Consider the following 20,631-nt stretch of genomic DNA (forward strand, 5'->3'; position numbering starts at 1 on the left):
GGTCTAGTATCTAATTGTAAGGCTTCTAAGATCTACTAATGCTGGATTTATTTACGCCCACGTCTACTGGTGTAGTTTTATTTCTAGCTGGTCTTGTATTTTGGAAGGTTCGTACACGGGCGCGATCGCACTTTTTTCAGGAGTTATTTGCCAGTCATAGTGACGCAGTAGCAAAGACATAAATATTTTCATTTCCATCTGGGCGAACTGATAACCCAGACACACATGAGAACCGCCTCCAAAACCAACTAGGGAAAAGGGATGCTGTTTGTCTTCTTCGCGGGGAGGGGCAAAACGATCTGGATCGAAAGAATCTGGGTTGGCATATATTTCTGGTAAGCGGTGAGTCAGCATGGGAGATACATCCACCATCCAGCCAGCAGGAATACGATAGCCATCGTACTCAATATCTTTGACTACACCGCGAGATATATTTTGTACTGGAGGATAAAGTCTTTCTACTTCTTTAAGAGCATAACCCAGGTTAGTAAACTGTTTTAAATGAGATAGATGCAAAGGTTCATCGCCGACAACCTCTTTTTGTTCGTTAAGCAAACGTTCTTTCCATTCGGGATTAGCATTTAGTTCCAACAGTAACCAAGAAATTAAGACGGCAGGGTTTTCGTGTCCTGCAAACAAAACCATCAATAACTGGTCGATAATTTCCGTATCGCTTAATGGATCGCCATCTTCGGTAACAGAAGCCAAGAATAAGCCTAAAAAGTCTTGAGACTCTTTGAGATCGCCATTTTGTCTGCGAGTGGCTATTTTTTGCTGTAAAAATGTTTTCAGTTTACGACGCGCTGACTGAGAACGCCCATAAATAGTAAAGGGTAAGTCCAGATGTAATTTTGCTCTACGCCCAACCAACATAGTTAGAAAGTATTGAAGAGATTCTGCAAACTCGGCTTTTGTTTCTGTACCCAAAACTAGCTGAAGTGCTACGGTTAGGGAAAATTCTGTAAAAGCGTCGATCGCGGGTAAAATTCCTTCAGTGGCTTTTTCTTGTAGGAAATTCTCGGCAAGCAGATGGATGGTATCAAAATAATTATTAAGTGCCTGTCCGTGCATTGCAGGATGGATCAGGCGACGAATGGCTTTATGTCTTTTGCCATCTTGAAGCAGTACCCCGCTACCAAAAATCGGTTTGAGAAATATCCAACCTTGTTCTGCCGACAGATGATCTGCTTGATCCATCAACACTAATTTATTGGCTTGGGTGCCGATCAAAAAAGCAAACTTTTTCCCAAATATGCGTGATTTGAAAACTGAACCATGACGCTGAAAACGCTGGCGATAAAACATTTCCTCTCCAGCAAAGAGTTCTTTGGTTTCGCCTTTAGAACCACCAAAACTTCCTGGCATTTCTTCGGCGGATTTTAGCTGCGATCTTTGTTGTAATACCATTTATAGTTGTATTTATTAATTTTTACACGAGCGGTAATAAAAGTTACCCTCATTCTTGGTTAAAAGCTACAAGCTAATAGCGGTGAGGCGACGCGGGGTCTCACCGCTATTAGCTTTATCAATACCGATTAATGTAAATTGAAGTAAATGTATCAAACAGGTACAGCTTCAATAATGCTGTTTGCTGTTTGGGTGGGAATGATTCGGGCAATTTTAAAACCTGCTTTGACTAACAAATCCCGATATTCATCTTCTTTGCGTTCGCGCCCCCCTGGAGTAGTCAGTAGAGATTCTAGATCGATTAATTTACCCACAAAAGGTTCATTACCTTCAGGCATAATCATTTCTACTAGTAAAAGCTTTCCTGTGTCTGTCATCGCTTCGCGACAGTTCTGAAGAATTTTTATTGCTTGTTCATCGTCCCAATTATGAATAACGAACATCAAAATGTAGGTGTCACCCCCACTAGGAACTGTCTCGACACAGTTGCCTGAAACTAGCTGACAGCGTTCTGTTAGCCCAGCTTGCTCGATCGCGGGTTGAGCAACAGCGATCGCACTTTCAAAGTCTAATAAGATTCCCTTCATTTCTGGATAAGCTTTGAGCAAGGGAATAATTGTACTTCCCGCACCGGCAAAGATTCCTAGTTCTACTAATGTAGATGTGCTAGAAAAATCGTAGTTATCCATTAAAGAATTAGAGGCGCGACTAGAAATACTAACTTTAGAATTGCTGGCAGTTTCGGCTGCTTCGGGATTTAAATAATATTCAAACAAACCCTGTCCAAAAAGGCGATCGAATGCTGGCTTTCCAGTCTTAATACTGTAGGGAAGTTCTCCCCATACCTGCCAATGCCAGTCTTGTCCGAGGAATTTAATCGCATCGCGAAGTGAACCTGGGGTGTCACCAGCTAAATATTCAGCAGAAGGAGTTAGTTTAAACTTACCGTCATCGTCTTGGGCAAATATGCCGACACTTGCAAGCGATCGCAATACTCGGTAAAGAGATGATTCGTGGGTTTGGGTAGCCTCTGCCAATTCTGCGCTGGTTTTTGCCCCATCGACCAATAAATCGGCAATGCCTAACTCGGCTACCACATAAATGATTCTGGCGATACGAAACCCGCCCAAAAAACGTAACATGGCGATCGCAGGTGGTACATGGGACAATGCGCTAGGCTGTCTTGCCTTGGGAGTACTAGTCGTAGTTGTCATGTTTTGCTCCAATTAAAATTATTTTTTATACACACACATCATTCTGTAAGGGCGGTTTCAAAACCGCCCCTACGGAATTGGTACAGCTTCAATAATGCTCATTGGCGACTTGGTGGGAATAATTCGCTTCACTTCAAAACCAGACTGGGCAAATAGTTCCTTGTATTCTTCGGCAGTGCGTTCGATCGCGCCTGGAGTCATAATCATTGCTTCCACGTCCAAGATTTTGGCTAAGGATGGTTCATTGCCTGGAGGTACAATCATCTCCACGACTAAAAGCTTACCGTCACTGGCTATGGCTTGATGTATGTTGCTCAAAATCTGACCAGCCTTGGCATCGTCATAATCGTGAATCAAATTTTTGACTAGATAGGCATCTGCTTGGTCAGGAACAGACTGCCAAAAGTCACCAGCTATTAGTTCGCAGCGATCGCCTAAAGAATTCTCTTCAGCTACCGCTTCGGCTTTAGATATGCGGGATGCAGTATCAAAATGAATCCCCTTCAAGTCCTGATTTTTACGCAGGATAGAGGCAATCAGTTCGCCATCTCCTTGACCACCTGTGGCAATATCCACCACCTGTTTAAAATTAGAAAAATCATAGCCTCCTAAGATAGAGCGATCGCTTAGAGTTAAAGCTCCCTTCATAGCTGCATCAAAGTCTTGGGCTACATCAGGATTTTGTTGATAATATTCTTCAAAATCCATGCCATGTATCTTTTCAAATGCCGAACCACCAGTTTTGACGCTGTGCAAAACATCTTGCCACATCTGCCAATGCCATGGAGTCCCCATGACTCTAGCATAGCCGTTTAGTGAACCAGGAGCATCAGACTTTAGTAAAGATGCTCTGGGGGTCAACTTAAAAGTGCGATCGTCTAATTCTTGAAAAATTTCAAAGCTAGCTAAGGTTCTTAATAGCCTATATAGGGATTGAGGATGGGTTGAAGTTTCTTCTGCTAATTCAGCGACGCTTTTGGGCTTATCTTTTAATAAATCGGCAATACCAAGCTGCGCTGCTACTGAAATGCTCTGGGAAAGACGGTAAGCATTCATCATTTGCAGAATCATGATCTGCGGTGGCATTCCCTTCTCTTTCGGTGGTTTGGTCTGTTGGTTTGTAGTCATATTATGCGTTTTTGGTGTAGCAAACTTCGTAGAGTACGGGAGAAGATTCAGCGATCGCACCTATCTTAGGCATATGTTCTCGAGCTTCGGGATTTTGGAAAATGCCACGGAAGTCTTCAACGCTTTTCCATTGGGCATAGTTTGTTACCCATTCCCCATCTAAGCTTTTATGAATGTTGGCACTTATAAACCCTGGTAGTTTCCCCATAGTTTCTTCAGTGGCATCGACTAGCATATCTACTAACTGCTGCTGATTCTCTGGCTTGACCTTGAAAACGTTAACTAAAGTAACTAAGTCTGCGTCTAGAGAAATTGTAGTTTTTGATTCTGATGAAATTACACTCATTATATTTTTTCGGATAACTAATAGATTTAGATCGAGGGACATTTTTTTGGTTCATAATCATTAGTCAATGATTTACTAATAAAATGCCCAGAAATTATTTAAATGTATTGACCAACTGTTTGAGAAGGAGGCGATGCTAGAGCGTGTATCTAGCACTTCAGCCGTCCATCAGGCTTCGTCCGTTTAAAGCGGAGTAATCTCTGACTTGAGTTTGGCATACAACAACTTTCATCATGTATAAATAATCGAGTCTTTATGTTTAAATTCTGTTTGAGTTTTGTTCAAAGACATAAATATAATATTTAAACCTGATATTTTATTGCTTACAAATTAGTAGCTTGTCAAAATACATTTGTATTTTTATGTACATGATAAAAGCGATCGCGATTTAAAAATCATAAGCTGGTAAAAAATGCAAGCCAACAGCCTATGAAGCTGGTAAAATTTGCAAGATAAAGGCTACAGGGAAAATAATAGATAAGATTAAATCGCTAAATACTGTTGCTAGCTTATGATAGTTAAATGTGATAATCTTAATTTAAGCTATTGGTAAACAGAGTTTTATGGCAAGATTTTCTTTATGTACGCAATAGGACATAGGCTTATGTACGTAATAGAACATAAATCTAAATTTGAAATAGAACCTAACTTTTTTCAGCAATAATTACTGTGTTTAAACAGACTGTTTAAGTATTTGTAGGTAACTATGATTCATGAAGGAGAAAGAAATCTCTTTGGTTAATTAAGCAGCATTTTTGATATATAAATTTAATAAAAATAAAATATATTACCTATGCTATTTTGTTGAATTTTAAACTGTAATAGTGTAATTATTAAGATAGATTAAGTAACCAAATAATTAAAGATAAATAGCTAACCACAGCAAAAAAGATGGTACATATTTCCAAGAGATCCTTAAAGGCTTCAAAAGAGGGAATTCAGTTGGCTAGTCGAGCAATACTTAGATTTCCTACAAAAATAGATTTTGCAGCAGAACTAGAAATTTCCCGTTCTACCGTACAGAACTTTTTTGCAGGTAAACCTGTGGGTAGAGAAAATTTCCATAAAATTTGTCAAGAACTCGATCTGCTTTGGCAAGAAGTGGCGGAACTTCCCCCAGAAGTAGCAAAATTACCAAAACCAACAGCAATAAGTAATGAAGTAACTGAAAATAACAAGATCGCTGTTAATATCGATCGACAGGGCGATGGCTTTAGTCCCATTCCATCATCCATGAGTGCAGATTTAAACGGCGCAGTTGAAACAATCTCTGACTCTGTAGTCGAGCAATTTCGGAATTTGGCTAGAGGTAGAATTTGGTCAATGTGTGGGACGATGCGAGTATTAGATATGTCTTATCCTAAACTTACTGAGGATATATATGTTGATACTAAGGTCTACTTAAAAATAAAAGGTAGGCGGAGGCTGAAAGTTGACGATCTCCATTTATCTCAGCTTGTTGTTAATCCTCAGTCTTGTGATTTTAAGTTCAATGACGAGCAGCCAAAACAGGTAGAAATACTTGGTGACAAAGCAGCAATATGCTATTCCAAGTTAATTGTTTTGGGTAAGCCTGGTTCTGGGAAAACCATGTTTTTAAAACATTTGACTTTACAATGTCTTGAAGGTGGATTTCAAAGCGATCGCATTCCTATATTTGTTCCCTTAAGAGATTTTGTAGCTTACACATCATCTTTAAATTTGGTTGACTATATATCTAGTCAGTTAGCTGAAGGTTGTCAAATAGAAATTAATTTGGTTAGACAGTTATTAAATCGAGGCAAATTTCTAATCGTTCTCGATGGACTAGATGAAGTCCAAATTTCCAATCGTAGTGTCGTTTGCCAGCATTTACGCAGATTTACGAAATGGTTTCCCCACAATTATTACATCATTAGCTGTCGTCACGGCGTACAGTGCTGCAATTTTGAACAGTTTACCGAAGTAGAAATTGCTGATTTTGAACCCAAGCAAATTCAAGATTTTGCCGTTAAATGGTTCGATCCTGAAGATACTCAACTAAGTTACGACTTTCTAGCCAAAGTAATCAAGAATAATTCAATTCAAGAGTTTGCGACTAACCCACTATTATTGGTTCTGTTGTGCATTGTGTTTGAAGAATCAGCCGATTTTCCCATTAGCCGTGCTGAAATATATGGGGAAGCTTTGGATATCATGCTCAGACAGTGGGATGCAGAGCGGGCGATAGAAAGGGAGCAAGCGGGGGGATTGACTATAGAACAAGAAAAAGAATTACTTTGTAAAGTTGCTCGCAGAACTTTTGAGCGCAAAGAATATTTCTTCAAAGAAATAGAGCTAAAATTTTATATTGCCGACTATGCAAGTAACCTGAGCCAATTAGATATATCCCGAATTGATGCCCAGAAAGTTCTCAAATCGATTGAAGCCAAACATGGTTTGTTAGTAGAACAAGCCAAAAAGGTTTATTCATTTTCTCATTTAGCATTTCAAGAATATTTAACAGCTAAAGAATTTGTTTCTCCCTGCGATTTAGCTGTATCTATAGCGATGTTAAATCATTTGGTTAGCCACCTAACAGACGAGAGATGGCGCGAAATCTTCTTGTTGGTGGCAGAAATGTCACCTCAAGCAGATCGATTATTTACCCTAATAAGTCAACAAATCGATGACTTTGGCGATCGCTGTCCCCAGATTGCAGCGTTTTTGGAATGGGTAAACTGTAAAGCTGAGTCGATAATTATTCCCAGATTAGAGCATTCTCAAGAGAGAGTCGATCTAGCCAAAGTTCCTGGCGGTTTAAAAGTAACTGGATGCCAAAAAGAAGTATTTCGAGCATTTTACTTTAGTTTGGGATTAGGTCAGATTTCAGATAGTATCGGCACTAACTTTTCTTTAATGTTAAAGCTCGATCCCCACTTTGGTGAGGGGATCGCTGTCAATGCAGACTTAGCGTTAGATTTGAGCTTATTTAATCTTTTGAACTTGATGCCCATTTTAGAATCAATACATAATCCCGCACTAATTTTGCAACGTTCGCTCAAGCGAGCAATTAGTCATGCTATAAAAATTGAGCCAGAGCTAACTAAAGAATTACAAAGAATGAAACAAAAAATTACTACTTCTCAAGAAAATGCAACTCAGTTTTGGCTGTGGTGGCATCAAGAGGGAAAAGCTTGGTTTAGCGATCTCAACTCCATGGCAATGAAGTATCGTAATATAGCTCATCAATGGAATTTTAATTCTCAGCAGCAACAAGTTCTCCAACAATATTTTCAGGCTAATATATTGTTATTGGATTGTCTCGATCACAGTAGCTATGTAAGTTCTGAAGTTAGAGACAGTATTGGGCATCAATTATTAAAGCCTCCTAAAAGCAAAACAAATAACCTGCAAGACACCCAACAAATGTTGCAACCAAACATGGCTTATATTGTCTAGCGATTTTATAAATTAAATATAAATGCACTTAGGCAAATTCTCACAATTAATTATTATTGAGCAGGAAATATATTTTATCGAAGAAATGCAGTTGCGATCGCTCCAAAATCGAACTGATATATTTTCTGCTTACGAACAAAATTATTGCCTCAACAAGCCAAGTCCTTTATTATCTGTTGCTGGTTTATGGTGCGCCAAACAAGCCTTCATCAAAGCTACCAATAGATTAAACTTAAACTTTCCCGATTTTAACTACCTGGACTTAGAAGTTAGACATCGTGATAGTGGTCAACCCAAAATGCTGCTTCAGAATAAATTAAGACAGCAGTTGGGAGAAAATATCAATGTAGAAATAGCGATCGCCCACGAGAAAACTTTAGCTGTAGCCAGCGTCGTTTTTTGGCGTAATGACAGAATTTAATTAATTTGCAAACGATACAAATGTAAAACCTTTAGTAAGGGCTGTTCGCCCTTACACAAACGAGCTGTTGCCTTTTTAATTTAAAATAGTACGTTTGATGTACATTGAATTTTTAAAAGTTTAATTCTTGAAAGTACTAATAATTCATGAGGGAAGAGAATTTTTTATAAAGCTCAACTCTAATAAATTTAATTTTCTATAGAACCCTTAGAAATTCTCTGAAAAAGAGGAAACCAGATTTTAAGTTTTACGTCAGACGGCACTTAAAGGGGCGAAGAGGTTCGCCCCTCGTGTCCTCCCCAATGGGACGGCGCTTATAAAGGGGCGAATGCATTCGCCCCACAGCACCTTGGGTCTGGGGAGTTAAGCCCCCAGTATTAGATTCTGGTTTTTACAGATATTTAGATAGAACGAGAAGATTAAACAGTTTTAATTCACACTAATAATGTTATATCTTCGCCTACATTAAACATTCGTGTGGGTTTTTTCAGCTATGCTTTTGTCAAAATGTTGAAAGGATGTACCAGAAGATTGAGCCGCAAATTCTCTTTCCAGGCGATCGTACCATTGACGGTAGCGTAGAGAAAGCAAATCTGCCTTAACAGTACATTTCCAGTCTCCATAACCTTTTTCGTGCCATTCCTGCTGCATCATCAAGATGGGAAAATCTTCTTCCAATATTTTGCTAGCTTTCTTCTTCAGTCCAAAGGTAACTAACGGATTCCAAACTAGCCAGTCGCGACACTCAAAGACAAATATTCTAGTTTTGTTTTCTGTCAGTGGAACAAAGTAATCATTAGCAATCAGCTTCCAACCTGGTTTTGGTTCAATCAAAACTTTAACTAAGCAGGGTGGCTCAAAAAAGTAGACAAAATCATTATATTCGCCGTCAGGATTTTTCACCTTCATATTCATCCCGTGTTCGTATTTCTCTAAACTAACGTCCAACGGGCGCAAATAATTTCGCTGCTCTTTCTTAGCAATGGTTTGGGTATGCAGGAAGGGAAAATGAGCAAAATCCAATGCTCCAGCAATCATGAGCTTATGGGAGGCATCTAATTCTTTAATAATTACTTCGTGTCTCCAACCCTCTTCGGTTGTCCCTTCTGGCAGACGTAAAGGTGTCATCGCAGCGCGATCGCCAGCAAATACCCATACTACCCCCAGCTTTTCTTCTGTAGGATAGGCAAAGTTACATTTAGCACCTTTGGGCATAGGAGCATCTTCTGCCATTGAGGGAATTTTTTTACATTCTCCTCCCTCGCCAAATTGCCAGCCGTGATAAGGGCATTCTACGTTGCCATTTTTAACTTGACCGCGAGATAGAGGAACACCTTGATGAGGGCAAGAGTCGTAAAGACAAATAACCTGATTATCTCCGTCTCGGAACAGCACCAATGGTTCATTCAATAGTGAAGTACTATAAGGCTTGTCGGCGGGTACTTCTGATGATAAAGCTAAAGGATACCAATAATTTTTGAGAAATTCCATAATTTACGTTCCAATATATATATTTGAGGATTTGGGGATTAGAAGACTCGTTATTCGCTTCCTACTTCTGTACGGACGATTCGTGAGACAGTTGCGGTGGGCGGTTTTACCGACATAAGCAAACTGTCGAACCCGAAGGGCGAATCGCCCCTACTTAACTCCTTCAATAATGCTGACGTTAGAGCGAGTAGGAATAATTTTATTTAAGCTAAAGCCAGATGCTTCTAGAAGCGATTGATATTCGGCTGCGGTACGTTCGCGACCGCCCAACGTTACCAACATATGTAAATCGATTAGTTTGCCCGAAAATGGCTCATTACCAGGAGGAATAACCTGTTCGACTATCAGCAGCTTACCGTTGGCTGGCATTGCTTGATAACAGTTGCGTAAAATAGCGATCGCCTGGTCGTCATCCCAATTGTGCAGTATGTATTTTAAAAAATAAGCATCGGCACCACTAGGTACAGACTCAAAAAAATCTCCTTCGACTGTTTCACAGCGATCTTGTATTTGATCGGCGTTTAAGAGTGACTCAGCAGTAGCGATCGCATCTGGCTGATCGAACAAAGTCCCTTGAAGATGAGGATTGGCTTTGAGTATAGCTGCAATTAGACTACCGTTACCACCACCAACATCTACCAAAGTTGTAATTTCTGAAAAGTCATAGCCATTGACAATAGCAGGTTTAATTGCTTCGGAGATATTGTCCATGGCGCGATCAAATACTTCCCCAGACTCGGCATTTTGACTGTAATAGTCAAATACGGGCATCCCATACTCTCGCTCAAATGCGTTTTCGCCTGTTTTTAAGCTATAAAGTAAATTACTCCAAGCGTGGTAGTATTCTTCTCCTCCTAATAGAATTGAGTCTCGCATCGATTCTGGAATATCACTACGAAGTCCTTGGGCGATCTCAGTTAGGGTAAAATTACCAGATTCCTCTTCGGCAAAAATGCCCACGCTTGCTAATGCCCGTAATAATCGATAGAGAGATTGAGAATCTGTATCTGTAATCTTGGCTAGTTGTTTGTAATTTTCCGCACCGTCTTTGAGTAAATCTGCAATTCCCAATTTGGCAACAGCATAAAGCGATTGTGAAATCCAGTAACCGCTTGACATTTGTAGCAATGCCATTTTTGCCTTGATGTCTAAACGAGGCTGTACATTCTTTTGCTGTAATTGCATGACCAGAACCACTTTATTTTTTTTAGTCGCTTTACCCATATTTAGCATTTGTGAATCAAAGTATGGGTATAACAAAAGCAGAAGATGTTAGCAACTTTTGTTCTTTTTATGTTGAAAAAAATTATGCTTGGGTATTGAGCTATACCAAAACTATTGGTAAATTATTTGTTATAAATCCGATTCGGCTTGTTAATTAATAGTATTTAAAATGGTTATTTTAAATGTTTATAGTACTTTTATAAATCTAGAATTATAAATTTCAGATATAGCTCAAAAAAAATTAGACGTTTGAATATAAATATTAGGTAAACCAGAGCAAAAACCTTGCTTATAAATGATAGATATGCGATGATTCAACGAAGCTTTAAATTAAAGCAGCTAAAATCAGTTTTAAATAGACTAAAGTTTTATCTAAAACTGGTATTAACCGCTCAATTTTTATTTATGGTTACCTACTGCATTTAGACATTTTGACGATCTTTAGTTTTAATTACCGATATTCTTGGCATAATTTGAGTTGCTCTAAATATTAGACATACTTTAATACCGTAAAAATTATTTGTTTGCCAAAGCTGTTCGAGATTTTTATTAGCTAAATAAACTGTCTTAAAGTCAAATTGTAATAGTGCTATAAAATAGCGTCGAATAATTGTCATATCTCTATCTTTATCAACCATGAATAGCTTTAACTTTACACAACTATCCGATACTATTGCACCGCCCTATACATCTTTTGCTAATCCTGCAATCAACGCAAAAGGTGATATTGCTTTTGAAGGTTTTCTCAGTTCAGATTTACCTCCAACTGGTATTTTCTATGCTAATAATTTTCAAGACAATTTTGAAAGTAGAACTGTTGTAGACAATAGCGAAATATTCCTAGATACGGGAGCTTTTCAGCCTGTTTTTGACCCATCAATTAACGACTGGGGGCAAGTTGCTTTTATTCAGAATGAAACGAGCATTTTAACTGATGAAAATGGCGCACCGATTTTTGATGAGAATGGCGCACCAATAATACAGTTGGATAGAGCTTCGATTCAAGTTGGCAACGGCGAACAAGAACCATCTACCTTGATTGAAAGTACCGAACCATTTAATTCTTTTGCTGGTGCTAATTTAAACAATCGCGGTACGGTTGTCTACGTTGCAGGGAATCTATTAGATGTACCAGTGGATTTTCCAGTCACAAGCACAATCTCTACCGTGAGCGATGGACAGATCGCAGAAATTGCTTCGACTGACGGTATTTTTAGTGGCTTTAATGTAAGTTTAGATACGATTGGTGGTGATGGGCCAATAACAGCTTTAGACATATCGCCCTCGATTAATGAGAATGACGAGGTAGCATTTAATGCAGGTTTAGATGCAGGGGGACGAGGTATTTTTGTCGGTGATGGGGAAACAATTACCGAAGTTGCCAACAGTAAGGGAAAGTTCGATCTATTTAGCAACCCAAATATCAATGATGAAGGTGCAACGGCATTTTTAACCCAGCGAGATGATGGTAGTCGTGGTATTTATCTCAATGGTTATGGGGAAACTGAATTACTAGTAGATGATGGTGGGCGTTTTAGCTTTTTTAATTCTGAACCTGCTCTTAACAACAATGGAGAGGTAGCTTTCTACGCTGAATTAGACGACGGCAGTGCAGGTATTTATGTTGCCTCGGAGTTGGGAAGCAGTCTAGTTGCTTCTGTAGGAGATGAAGTCGCTGGAGTCAAAATCGAAGAATTAGTGATTGTTCAAGATGGACTGAACGATTCAGGTCAAGTTGCTTTTCAAGCTCAACTCGAAGATGGTACTTTCGCTATTCTCCGCGCCGATCCTATTTCCAATCCTACCCATAATAACGATCGCCTGTACGGCGATGTCGGGAATAACTATATTGATGGTTGTACTGGAAACGACCTAATTGTAGGCGGGAAAGGAAACGACACCCTATTGGGTGGAAAAGGAAATGATATTCTGCGAGGTGGAGAAGGATATGACATTCTCACTGGTGGAGCAGGTCATGATACCTTGGTTGGTGGCGATAATGCCGATATATTTGAGCTTGCGTCTGATAGTGGAATAGACCAAATTCTTGATTACTCTGATGGAATAGATAAGTTTTCTTTAGATAGTCATTTACAATTTGATTGTTTAGTAGTGTCGCAGCAAGATAACAATACCGAAATTAGTTTGTCTTCCACAGGAGATGTACTGGCTTCACTGTACGATATAGATGCCCAGGAGATCGACATATTAGATTTTGTCTAGTTTTGAATTTTAATTAGGAATAATTTTGCTCTTTGAGAAAAGGTTCTAGTACACGCTAGAACCTTTTTTTTAAATACCAAATAGAAAATAGAATGCGACACATCTTGTCAGGGCGAACAACCCTTCGGGTGAGGTAGCCCCTACCCAAAAATTATTTGTTGCCAACTTTATTTGACTTAATATAACTACAAACCTTTCTTCAACATTACTCGTACATAATCTGTACCCATAGCTTTAATTTCAAAGATAGAATTTAAAAATTGCGATCGGCTATGTACAGCTTATAGTTCCGCGCTAAAAGCATTCAACAAAGATCGACCATTTGTCCCAAACTAAAATTAATGAAGCGACACAACCCTGATTCATTTTTGATCAAAGCGACTCTGTTGCTAATTAGTACCTTAACTGTGATGGCTGGCGCAGCGATCGCACCATCCTTACCAGCAATGGAAAAGCATTTTGCCGATGTGGAGAATGCCGAATATTTAGTCAAATTGGCTTTAACTATCCCCGCTTTGTTTATTGCTCTTTTTAGCTTCATAGTCGGAATGTCAATCAACCGCATTGGACGTAAGCGATTGCTGTTGTTTTCAACTCTGCTTTTTGCCTGTGCGGGGAGTGCGGGTTTTATTTTAAATTCCTTATGGGCTATTATCTTGAGCCGAGCCTTACTTGGTATGTCGGCAGCAGGTACAATGACTGGGGTAATGACAATTATTAGCGACTACTATCCAGGTCAAAAGCGTGCCAGCTTTATGGGTCTACAAGCTGCTGCAATGGGTTTGGGAGGGATGGTATTTGCTGCTGTAGGGGGAATAAGTGCCGATTTTAACTGGCGTTTTCCTTTTTTAATTTATATATTGGCTTTTTTCGTTTTTATTTTAACGGCGATCGCTCTATACGAACCCGAAGAAGATAAGCATGAGAATAATAAAAAGCTGGCTTTTGTATTGCCTAAAGAATCAATCGGCATAATCTATGGTTTGGGACTGATTTATATGGTTGCGTACTACTTAATTTTTGTACAGCTACCGTTTTATCTGCTAGAAATTAGTAATGCCAGCGCAGCCCAAAGCGGTATCGCCCTAGCGGTTTCTACTCTAGCAGGGGCGATCGCTTCTTCTCAATATGGTGCAATTAAAAAACGTCTCGATTTCAGCATCATCATAATTATTGCCTTTGCATTGACGGCAGTTGGTCAATTTATTATGGGTTTTGGAGACAGCTATCGAGTAGAGTTGTGCGGTTTGATTATCGCAGGAGTGGGATTTGGTCTAGTTATGCCCAACTTTAGCAACTGGCTAGCGACTATTGTACCTAATCATTTTCGTGGTCGAGTTTTGGGCGGATTAACTACTTTCTTATTTCTAGGTCAGTTTATTTCACCAATTATCAGTCAACCGATCGTCAACGTTGTCGGCTTTAGTAATACCTATAGTTTGAGTGCTATTTTACTGCTACAGCTAGCCATAACTCTTTTGGTAGTCAAAATTTCCACGGCATTTATCGCCGAGAAAATTTGAAATCAGAGACATGAAACTCTCAATTTTATTTGAATCTCCTTTTTGGATTGCCTTACTCGAAAAAGAAAGTGACGGCTTATTATATGCAGCGCGTCATGTTTTTGGTTCCGAACCAAGTTCAGAAAACGTTTATGAATTTATTTTGAGTGGGGAATATAAAAATTTAGTTGAGGGTATGACTGTAGGCTTACTGAATAAGCGATCGCGCCAACGCAGTATCAATCCCAAACGTCTGCAACGTCAAATTAGACAAGAAAAAGAGCGATCGGGTATTTCTAATCAATCGCGAGAAGTTATGCGACTTCAGCAAGAGCAAAATAAAAAAGAGCGTGCTTCAACATCTAAAGAAGAACGAGAAAGGAAACGCAACTATAAACGTGAATTAGCCACAAACAAAAGAAAACAGAAACATCGTGGCAGATAATATCGCAGTACGTTAATTGGTTAGGAAAGAATTAACTGCCCGTGAGTAGTGAGTAGTAAGTAGTGAATAATTAAGTATCTGAATACAATCACCTATTGCTTATTTGGATAGAAGCGAATGGCTATTCGTCCTTGCAGAATATACTATTCTACGATCAACAAAAAACAGACATAAATTAAGCAGTTTTGAAACCTTTCCTCGTCTCGTTTATAGCTTTTAAATGCCATACTAAAAGCTAGAATGCTTTAATCGTTCGTGCCGACAGCAATTATTCCCATTTGAATAAAGAATTTTATATTTCTAATTTGAGCTTGGACAAACTACGTTGAGCGAACAAAACTATTTTAGCAAAAGTCCTCTATATAATAATTCTGTTGAACGGAGCAATCAAATAATATGACAGGACAAACTGTAAACAAAGGTCGCATAGCGGTCTCTCTGGCTGCATTAGCTTCGTTGATCCCAGGTCTAGCTGCACTATATTTTTGGCGACTTCAGGCTAACCCGCCCGTGGCAACTACCGCTCCTGAAGCTGTTCCTGTTCCTCAAGTACCAGTTGCCAGAAACGTAACTTCTTTGGGTCGTGTTGAACCAAAGGGGGAAGTTATTACAGTTAGCGGGACTGTTGGTAGTCGCATTAGCCAATTGTTGGTCGATGAAGGTGAGCAGTTAGAAAAAGGGCAGGAGATCGCTTATTTAGAAGATCATGACGAAAAACAAGCTGAGAAGAACCTAGCTGCTAGTAAGTTAGCAGAAGCTCGTACGCGTTATGATAGCGTCACAAAATTTACCAATGCTCAAATTGAAGAAGCGATGACTCGTATCGAGCAGATCAAAACACCTCAATCTTTTGAAGTTGCTGCTCAAAAAGCTACAGTCAAGCAATTATCAGCCGAGTCAGAGATTGCCCAGAAAAATTATCAACGCAACCAGTATTTAGTCAAAGAAGGGGCAGTTTCTCAAGAAATTTTGGATGAAAAAGCAGTCGATTACTTTAGTAAAAAAGGTGAACTAGAAAATGCTAAAGCGCAGTTATCACAGTTCACTGATACACGCCAAAGAGATTTAAGCAATGCTGAAGCCCAATTACAGTCTGCCAAAGCTTCTCAAGCTCAAGCTCAAAGTGAAATCGAAGTTCAGTCTTCACAAAGTAATTTGGAACTAGCAGAAGCAAGTTTAGAGCGTACCATAATTCGCGCACCGCGATCGGGTGAAGTTTTGGACGTAGTGACTCGTTCAGGGGAGGTTATTGCCGACAAAGGCATTTTGCAGCTTGGTGATGTCGATCAAATGTATGTGGTTGCAGAAATTTATGAAAGCGATATTGGCAAGATTAAACTAGGTCAACAAGCAATTATTAGCGATCCAAGTTTGCCCAGAAAGCTTACAGGTACAGTAGAGCGAATTAGTTCGCAGATCAATAAAAAAGACATTTTAGATACCGATCCTGCTGCCGATATAGATTCGAGGATAATTGAAGCCAAAATTCGTTTAAACCCTAAAGATAGTTCTGTAGTCTCAGGTTTAATTAATTTACAGGTTGATGTAGAAATCAAATCAGCCGATGTTGCCATAAAGTCTTAATCCATTCCAGCTTTTGGCTGAATTTTAATATGCGTAGTCTAATTCCACCCTTGGCATGGTTGCAATTAACTAGAGAGAAAACTCGTTTGTTAGTGGCATTAGCAGGTATTGCCTTTGCAGTAATTTTGATGCTGATGCAGCTAGGTTTTCGCGATGCTCTTTTTGATAGTGCAGTCAGAATACATCATCAGTTAAAGAGCGATATATTTATTCTCAACTCCGAGTCCCTTTCTCTGATTGAATTAAAAGAGTTTTCTCAAAGACGCTTATATCAAACTCTAGGGATACCTGGAGTTGAGTCTGTTAGTCCCATATATATTGGTTACGGTTCTTGGAAAAATCCCCAAACGGGAGGAAAACGTAGTCTGATGACTATTGGGATCGATCTTGAGCATAATGTCTTGGACTTGCCCGCAGTTAAGCGAAATTTGCCTGCACTCAGAGAAGACGACTCAGTTTTATTCGATAGCGAATCGCGACCAGAATTTGGCGATATTGCTAAGCTATTGAAGCAAAAATCTAGGGTCACGGTTGAATTGGAAGACCGCCGTGTTACCGTAAAAGGTTTGTTTAATCTTGGAGCTTCTTTTGGTTCTGATGGTACTGCGATCACTAGCGATCTTAACTTTATTCGTATTTTTAATCAACAACGCTCAAAGGGTTTAATCGATATAGGTGCAATATCGCTCAAAAAAGGTGCATCAACCGCCCAAACTATTCAAGAAATACAAAAGAGTTTACCCCAGGACATTCAAGTATTGTCAAAAGCTCAGTTTATCGAGTTAGAGAAAAGTTACTGGCGAGGCAGTACTGCTATTGGCTTTATCTTTACCATAGGCGCAATACTGGGTTTTGTCGTGGGTACGGTAATTGTCTATCAAATTCTTTATGCTGATGTTACCGACCAACTAGTTGAGTATGCCACTCTCAAGGCAATAGGCTATAGCAACTTTTATTTATCTAAACTTGTATTTCAAGAAGCAGTACTGCTCTCTATTCTAGGATTTATTCCTGGATTCGCTATATGCTTACAGCTTTACCAAGGTGCTAGGGAAGGGTCTGGTCTACCTCTGGAAATGACTTTAAAACGAAGCCTAACGGTTTTTTTCCTGACTATATTAATGTGTGCCATTTCAGGATTAATTGCTATGCGTAAAACTCGCTCTGCCGATCCTGCCGATATTTTTTAAAACCATGAAATCATCAAAGACAGTTGTGGCGATCGAGCGGCTTAACTATCATCTCGGTAAGGGGAAGCTACGTAAGCAAATTTTGTTTGATATCGATGCCAAGATTGAGCCAGGCGAAATTGTTTTTCTGACTGGCCCTTCAGGTTCTGGTAAAACTACCTTGCTGACCTTAATTGGGGGACTGCGATCGCCCCAGTCGGGAAGTCTTCAAGTTTTAGGAGAAGAGCTAACCCAGGCATCGTCCAAGCAGCTAAGATATCTACGGCGCGATATCGGCTATATTTTTCAAAGCCACAACTTACTCAATTCTCTGACTGCTCGACAAAACGTACAAATGGCAATGGGTTTGCACTCAGATATTTCTCGCCGTGAAGGAATTAAAAGAGCCGAAGAAATTTTAACTAAAGTTGGTTTGGGTGAGCTTATTAACGCCTACCCCAATAAGCTTTCGGTTGGTCAACAACAGCGTGTGGCGATCGCTCGCGCCTTGGCTTCTCATCCTAAAATTGTTCTAGCCGACGAACCTACCGCATCTCTTGATAAAAAATCGGGTTTGGAGGTGATTGAGTTGATGCAGGATTTAGCCAAAAAGCAAAGCTGCACCGTAGTCTTGGTAACCCATGACGTACGCATCTTCGATTATGCAGACCGCCGACTTAATCTCGAAGATGGGCGTTTATCACAACAATAGATTGATTATTGGTCACATATTCAAAGCTACAAAAATTACTACAGAAAATTAATCATGAATTATAAAGAAAAATTCCTCTGCGCCTTTGGTGTCTATTCGGCAATCCTATTTGGTAATAATACTTCAGCTACGGCAGAAAATATACCTACTAACATTAAAGTCAAGCAGCCAGAGCGATCGCATTCGGGCGTAACAAGATTGAAAACCAACCTCACCACGCCCTTGCTGCCGAATTCGCAGCAGTTTGCCACAGGCGATACTCAACGATTTTTAACTGCTAGCCAATGGGATTTTTTACTGAATAACAAATTATCTCAGTCAACTCAATTGCCCGAGCAAAAAGATTCAGAACCTATGCCATCAATTTTGAATCAGGGCGAATTTAGTACTAATGCCGACGATCTTCGACTAGCTCCTACCCAACCCAACCAAGTAACTACCGATTTAGGACAACTTATTACAATTGAACAAGATGCGACGATTACTACAGCAGAAAATATACCTACTGACACTGAAGCCAAGCAGCCAGAGCGATCGCCTTCTAATGAGAAAGGATTGAAAACCGCCCTTGCCACGCCCTTTCTGCCAAATTCACAGCAGTTTGCTATAAACGATCCTCAACGATTTTTAACTGCTACCCAATGGGATTTTTTACCTGCGAATAATAAATTATCTCAGTTAACTCCACTATCCGAGCAAGGAGACTCAAAATCTAACCTGCCAGCAATGTTGAATTTGGGAGCATTTGGTGATAGTAGCGACAATCCCCTACTACTTCCTACTCAACCCAAGCAAGTAACTATCGATCTAGAAAAACCGATTACGATTAAACAAGCCGTATCGGTAGCTATAAACCGCAATCAAGATATCGAGATATCTCGATTAAATGTCAATACTGCTTTAGAACAGCTACAGGAAGCTAAGGCAGCACGATTCCCTACTCTAAGCGCATCAACTGGTTTTGACAATGTACGACCTGCTGCTGCAATCGGAGGTGCTAGTACAGTCGGAGGTACTGGTACACTTGGAAGCACAGGTGTAATTAATCAGTCACAAGCATCTGATATTTCCACCACGACCAACACATTTAGTAGTTCATTATCTCTTAATTACGATATTTATACAGGCGGAAGTATTGGAGCGACTATTGGTAGTGCCGAAAAACAAGTCCGCGTCAACCAGCTAGCTTTACAGCAGACTATTGAAGAGACTACTTTACTGGTTGCTACTAACTACTATGATTTACAGGCTGCTAATGCCCAGGTAGATATCGAAAAAGCTGCCGTAGAAGATGCTCAACAAACCTTAAACGATGCCGATGTTCTCCAACGTGCGGGAACAGGCACAAAATTTGAGGTGTTGCAGGCTAAGGTGGCGTTAGCTGATGCCAAACAACTATTAAATATCGAACAGGCTAATCAAGTTATTGCCCAAAGAACTCTAGCAGATACCCTAAATATAGGGCAAAGAGTCGAGCTAAAGACTGCTGATGCAATTGAGGTTGCTGGTTCGTGGAAACCTTCTTTGCCAAAAACTATTGTTATGGCGTATAAAAATCGCGCCGAACTAAAACAATTTTTGCTAGATAGAGAAATTAACCGCGATCTGCGTCAAGTTGCTTTGGCTGAAAATCGACCTCAAGTCAGCTTGGTTGCTAGTTACGATCTTCAAGATCAGTTAGATGATAATACAGATCTTGCCGATGGCTATTCTGTTGGCGCAAGCGTACTATGGAATTTCTTTGATGGTGGCGCAGCACGCTCTAGAGCCAGACAGGCAGCTACAGATATTGAGATTAACAATGCAGAATTTGCCAATCAACGGGATGCAGTTCGTTTAGAAGTAGAGAATGCCTATTATACCCTCAATGCCAACCAAGAAAACATCGGTACAGCAGGTCAATCCGTTGAGCTAGCTACAGAAAGTCTAAGGTTAGCTAGGTTGAGATTTCAGGCAGGAGCTGGCACGCAAACTGAAGTAATTGATGCTCAAGCAAGTTTGACTACTGCTCGTGGCAATTTGCTAACCGCCATTATTGACTACAATCAGTCTTATGCCCAACTTCAGCGAGCCGTTAGTAATTTACCTACTTAATTCAACCGATTTTCCAGAAATTAAGAAAAAGAGTTAAATAAAGAATAGTTATTAGTCCCTGCGAGAAAAGTGTACTCACCGCATCTATTACCACGCTTGCTGGTTATTTAGTCATTAAAAGGGTTTTGCTAAACTAAAAACTAACGACACACGCTGCGGAGCGCGAAAAAGCGTTGCGGGGGTTCCCCCCGTTGAGCTTATTGAGCAAGAATGCAGCGAAGTCGTACATGCGGACAAGTCCTTTGTCCAAG

16 protein-coding genes are annotated in these 20,631 nt (G+C 39.8%); 9 read left to right on the forward strand and 7 right to left on the reverse strand.

The annotated features are described in order from the left end of the window. Positions 1-63 precede the first annotated feature (63 nt). The 4 genes from SLP02_RS06495 to SLP02_RS06510 form a co-directional block, all read right to left on the reverse strand. Entirely contained in the window at positions 64-1,407 is a 1,344-nt protein-coding gene (locus SLP02_RS06495) for a cytochrome P450 (protein ID WP_319419841.1), read from the reverse strand. Positions 1,408-1,559: 152 nt separating this feature from the next. Next, positions 1,560-2,621: a methyltransferase gene (locus tag SLP02_RS06500; protein WP_319419842.1), complete on the reverse strand. Its 1,062-nt coding sequence runs from the start codon at positions 2,619-2,621 to the stop codon at positions 1,560-1,562. Between the two features lie 69 nt (positions 2,622-2,690). Next, a complete protein-coding gene (locus SLP02_RS06505; RefSeq protein WP_319419843.1) occupies positions 2,691-3,749 on the reverse strand; it encodes a methyltransferase in 1,059 nt (352 codons plus the stop codon). Between the two features lies 1 nt (position 3,750). Beyond that, positions 3,751-4,095: an antibiotic biosynthesis monooxygenase family protein gene (locus tag SLP02_RS06510; RefSeq protein WP_319419844.1), complete on the reverse strand. Its 345-nt coding sequence runs from the start codon at positions 4,093-4,095 to the stop codon at positions 3,751-3,753. Between the two features lie 891 nt (positions 4,096-4,986). Here SLP02_RS06510 and SLP02_RS06515 point away from each other — a divergent pair. Both SLP02_RS06515 and SLP02_RS06520 read left to right on the forward strand, forming a co-directional pair. Then, the gene (locus tag SLP02_RS06515) at positions 4,987-7,515 is read left to right on the forward strand and encodes an NACHT domain-containing protein (RefSeq protein ID WP_319419845.1); all 2,529 of its coding nucleotides are present in this window, start codon (positions 4,987-4,989) and stop codon (positions 7,513-7,515) included. Between the two features lie 22 nt (positions 7,516-7,537). After that, the gene (locus SLP02_RS06520; protein WP_319419846.1) at positions 7,538-7,936 is read left to right on the forward strand and encodes a holo-ACP synthase; all 399 of its coding nucleotides are present in this window, start codon (positions 7,538-7,540) and stop codon (positions 7,934-7,936) included. Between the two features lie 465 nt (positions 7,937-8,401). Here the strand turns inward: SLP02_RS06520 and SLP02_RS06525 are convergent, their stop codons facing one another. From SLP02_RS06525 to SLP02_RS06535, 3 genes are all read right to left on the reverse strand, one after another. Then, positions 8,402-9,427, reverse strand: coding sequence for a Rieske 2Fe-2S domain-containing protein (locus SLP02_RS06525; RefSeq protein WP_319419847.1), 1,026 nt, complete (start codon positions 9,425-9,427; stop codon positions 8,402-8,404). A 150-nt stretch (positions 9,428-9,577) separates the two neighbouring features. Next, positions 9,578-10,651 carry a methyltransferase gene (locus SLP02_RS06530; protein ID WP_319419848.1) on the reverse strand — a complete coding sequence of 358 codons (1,074 nt, stop codon included), beginning with the start codon at positions 10,649-10,651 and terminating at the stop codon, positions 9,578-9,580. 422 nt (positions 10,652-11,073) lie between these two features. Then, entirely contained in the window at positions 11,074-11,289 is a 216-nt protein-coding gene (locus SLP02_RS06535) for a hypothetical protein (protein WP_319419849.1), read from the reverse strand. Here SLP02_RS06535 and SLP02_RS06540 point away from each other — a divergent pair. The 7 genes from SLP02_RS06540 (at position 11,288) to SLP02_RS06570 (ending at position 20,380) form a co-directional block, all read left to right on the forward strand. Beyond that, positions 11,288-12,874: a calcium-binding protein gene (locus SLP02_RS06540; RefSeq protein ID WP_319419850.1), complete on the forward strand. Its 1,587-nt coding sequence runs from the start codon at positions 11,288-11,290 to the stop codon at positions 12,872-12,874. The genes SLP02_RS06535 and SLP02_RS06540 overlap by 2 nt on opposite strands. Before the next feature lie 341 nt (positions 12,875-13,215). After that, positions 13,216-14,397, forward strand: a complete 1,182-nt coding sequence (locus SLP02_RS06545; RefSeq protein ID WP_319419851.1) for an MFS transporter — start codon at positions 13,216-13,218, stop codon at positions 14,395-14,397. Positions 14,398-14,407: 10 nt separating this feature from the next. Next, on the forward strand, positions 14,408-14,821 hold the full coding sequence (locus SLP02_RS06550) for a YjdF family protein (protein ID WP_319419852.1): 414 nt from the start codon (positions 14,408-14,410) through the stop codon (positions 14,819-14,821). Positions 14,822-15,217: 396 nt separating this feature from the next. After that, positions 15,218-16,405 carry an ABC exporter membrane fusion protein gene (locus SLP02_RS06555; protein WP_319419853.1) on the forward strand — a complete coding sequence of 396 codons (1,188 nt, stop codon included), beginning with the start codon at positions 15,218-15,220 and terminating at the stop codon, positions 16,403-16,405. 29 nt (positions 16,406-16,434) lie between these two features. Further along, complete coding sequence (gene devC / locus SLP02_RS06560) at positions 16,435-17,595, forward strand: ABC transporter permease DevC (RefSeq protein ID WP_319419854.1); 1,161 nt, start codon at positions 16,435-16,437, stop codon at positions 17,593-17,595. Positions 17,596-17,599: 4 nt separating this feature from the next. Beyond that, entirely contained in the window at positions 17,600-18,286 is a 687-nt protein-coding gene (locus SLP02_RS06565) for an ATP-binding cassette domain-containing protein (RefSeq protein ID WP_319419855.1), read from the forward strand. A gap of 54 nt (positions 18,287-18,340) precedes the next feature. Continuing rightward, a complete protein-coding gene (locus SLP02_RS06570) occupies positions 18,341-20,380 on the forward strand; it encodes a TolC family protein (protein ID WP_319419856.1) in 2,040 nt (679 codons plus the stop codon). Positions 20,381-20,631: the final 251 nt, after the last annotated feature.

Origin of the sequence: Pleurocapsa sp. FMAR1 (genome assembly GCF_963665995.1) — a bacterium.
In the GTDB taxonomy this organism is placed as follows: Bacteria; Cyanobacteriota; Cyanobacteriia; order Cyanobacteriales; family Xenococcaceae; genus Waterburya.

Excerpts from the sequence above, each read along its gene's own strand:
- SLP02_RS06495 (WP_319419841.1), bottom strand. The coding sequence starts at position 1,407 with ATGGTATTACAACAAAGATCGCAGCTAAAATCCGCCGAAGAAATGCCA.
- SLP02_RS06500 (WP_319419842.1), bottom strand. The coding sequence starts at position 2,621 with ATGACAACTACGACTAGTACTCCCAAGGCAAGACAGCCTAGCGCATTG.
- SLP02_RS06505 (WP_319419843.1), bottom strand. The coding sequence starts at position 3,749 with ATGACTACAAACCAACAGACCAAACCACCGAAAGAGAAGGGAATGCCA.
- SLP02_RS06510 (WP_319419844.1), bottom strand. The coding sequence starts at position 4,095 with ATGAGTGTAATTTCATCAGAATCAAAAACTACAATTTCTCTAGACGCA.
- SLP02_RS06515 (WP_319419845.1), top strand. The coding sequence starts at position 4,987 with ATGGTACATATTTCCAAGAGATCCTTAAAGGCTTCAAAAGAGGGAATT.
- SLP02_RS06520 (WP_319419846.1), top strand. The coding sequence starts at position 7,538 with ATGCACTTAGGCAAATTCTCACAATTAATTATTATTGAGCAGGAAATA.
- SLP02_RS06525 (WP_319419847.1), bottom strand. The coding sequence starts at position 9,427 with ATGGAATTTCTCAAAAATTATTGGTATCCTTTAGCTTTATCATCAGAA.
- SLP02_RS06530 (WP_319419848.1), bottom strand. The coding sequence starts at position 10,651 with ATGGGTAAAGCGACTAAAAAAAATAAAGTGGTTCTGGTCATGCAATTA.
- SLP02_RS06540 (WP_319419850.1), top strand. The coding sequence starts at position 11,288 with ATGAATAGCTTTAACTTTACACAACTATCCGATACTATTGCACCGCCC.
- SLP02_RS06535 (WP_319419849.1), bottom strand. The coding sequence starts at position 11,289 with ATGGTTGATAAAGATAGAGATATGACAATTATTCGACGCTATTTTATA.
- SLP02_RS06545 (WP_319419851.1), top strand. The coding sequence starts at position 13,216 with ATGAAGCGACACAACCCTGATTCATTTTTGATCAAAGCGACTCTGTTG.
- SLP02_RS06550 (WP_319419852.1), top strand. The coding sequence starts at position 14,408 with ATGAAACTCTCAATTTTATTTGAATCTCCTTTTTGGATTGCCTTACTC.
- SLP02_RS06555 (WP_319419853.1), top strand. The coding sequence starts at position 15,218 with ATGACAGGACAAACTGTAAACAAAGGTCGCATAGCGGTCTCTCTGGCT.
- devC (WP_319419854.1), top strand. The coding sequence starts at position 16,435 with ATGCGTAGTCTAATTCCACCCTTGGCATGGTTGCAATTAACTAGAGAG.
- SLP02_RS06565 (WP_319419855.1), top strand. The coding sequence starts at position 17,600 with ATGAAATCATCAAAGACAGTTGTGGCGATCGAGCGGCTTAACTATCAT.
- SLP02_RS06570 (WP_319419856.1), top strand. The coding sequence starts at position 18,341 with ATGAATTATAAAGAAAAATTCCTCTGCGCCTTTGGTGTCTATTCGGCA.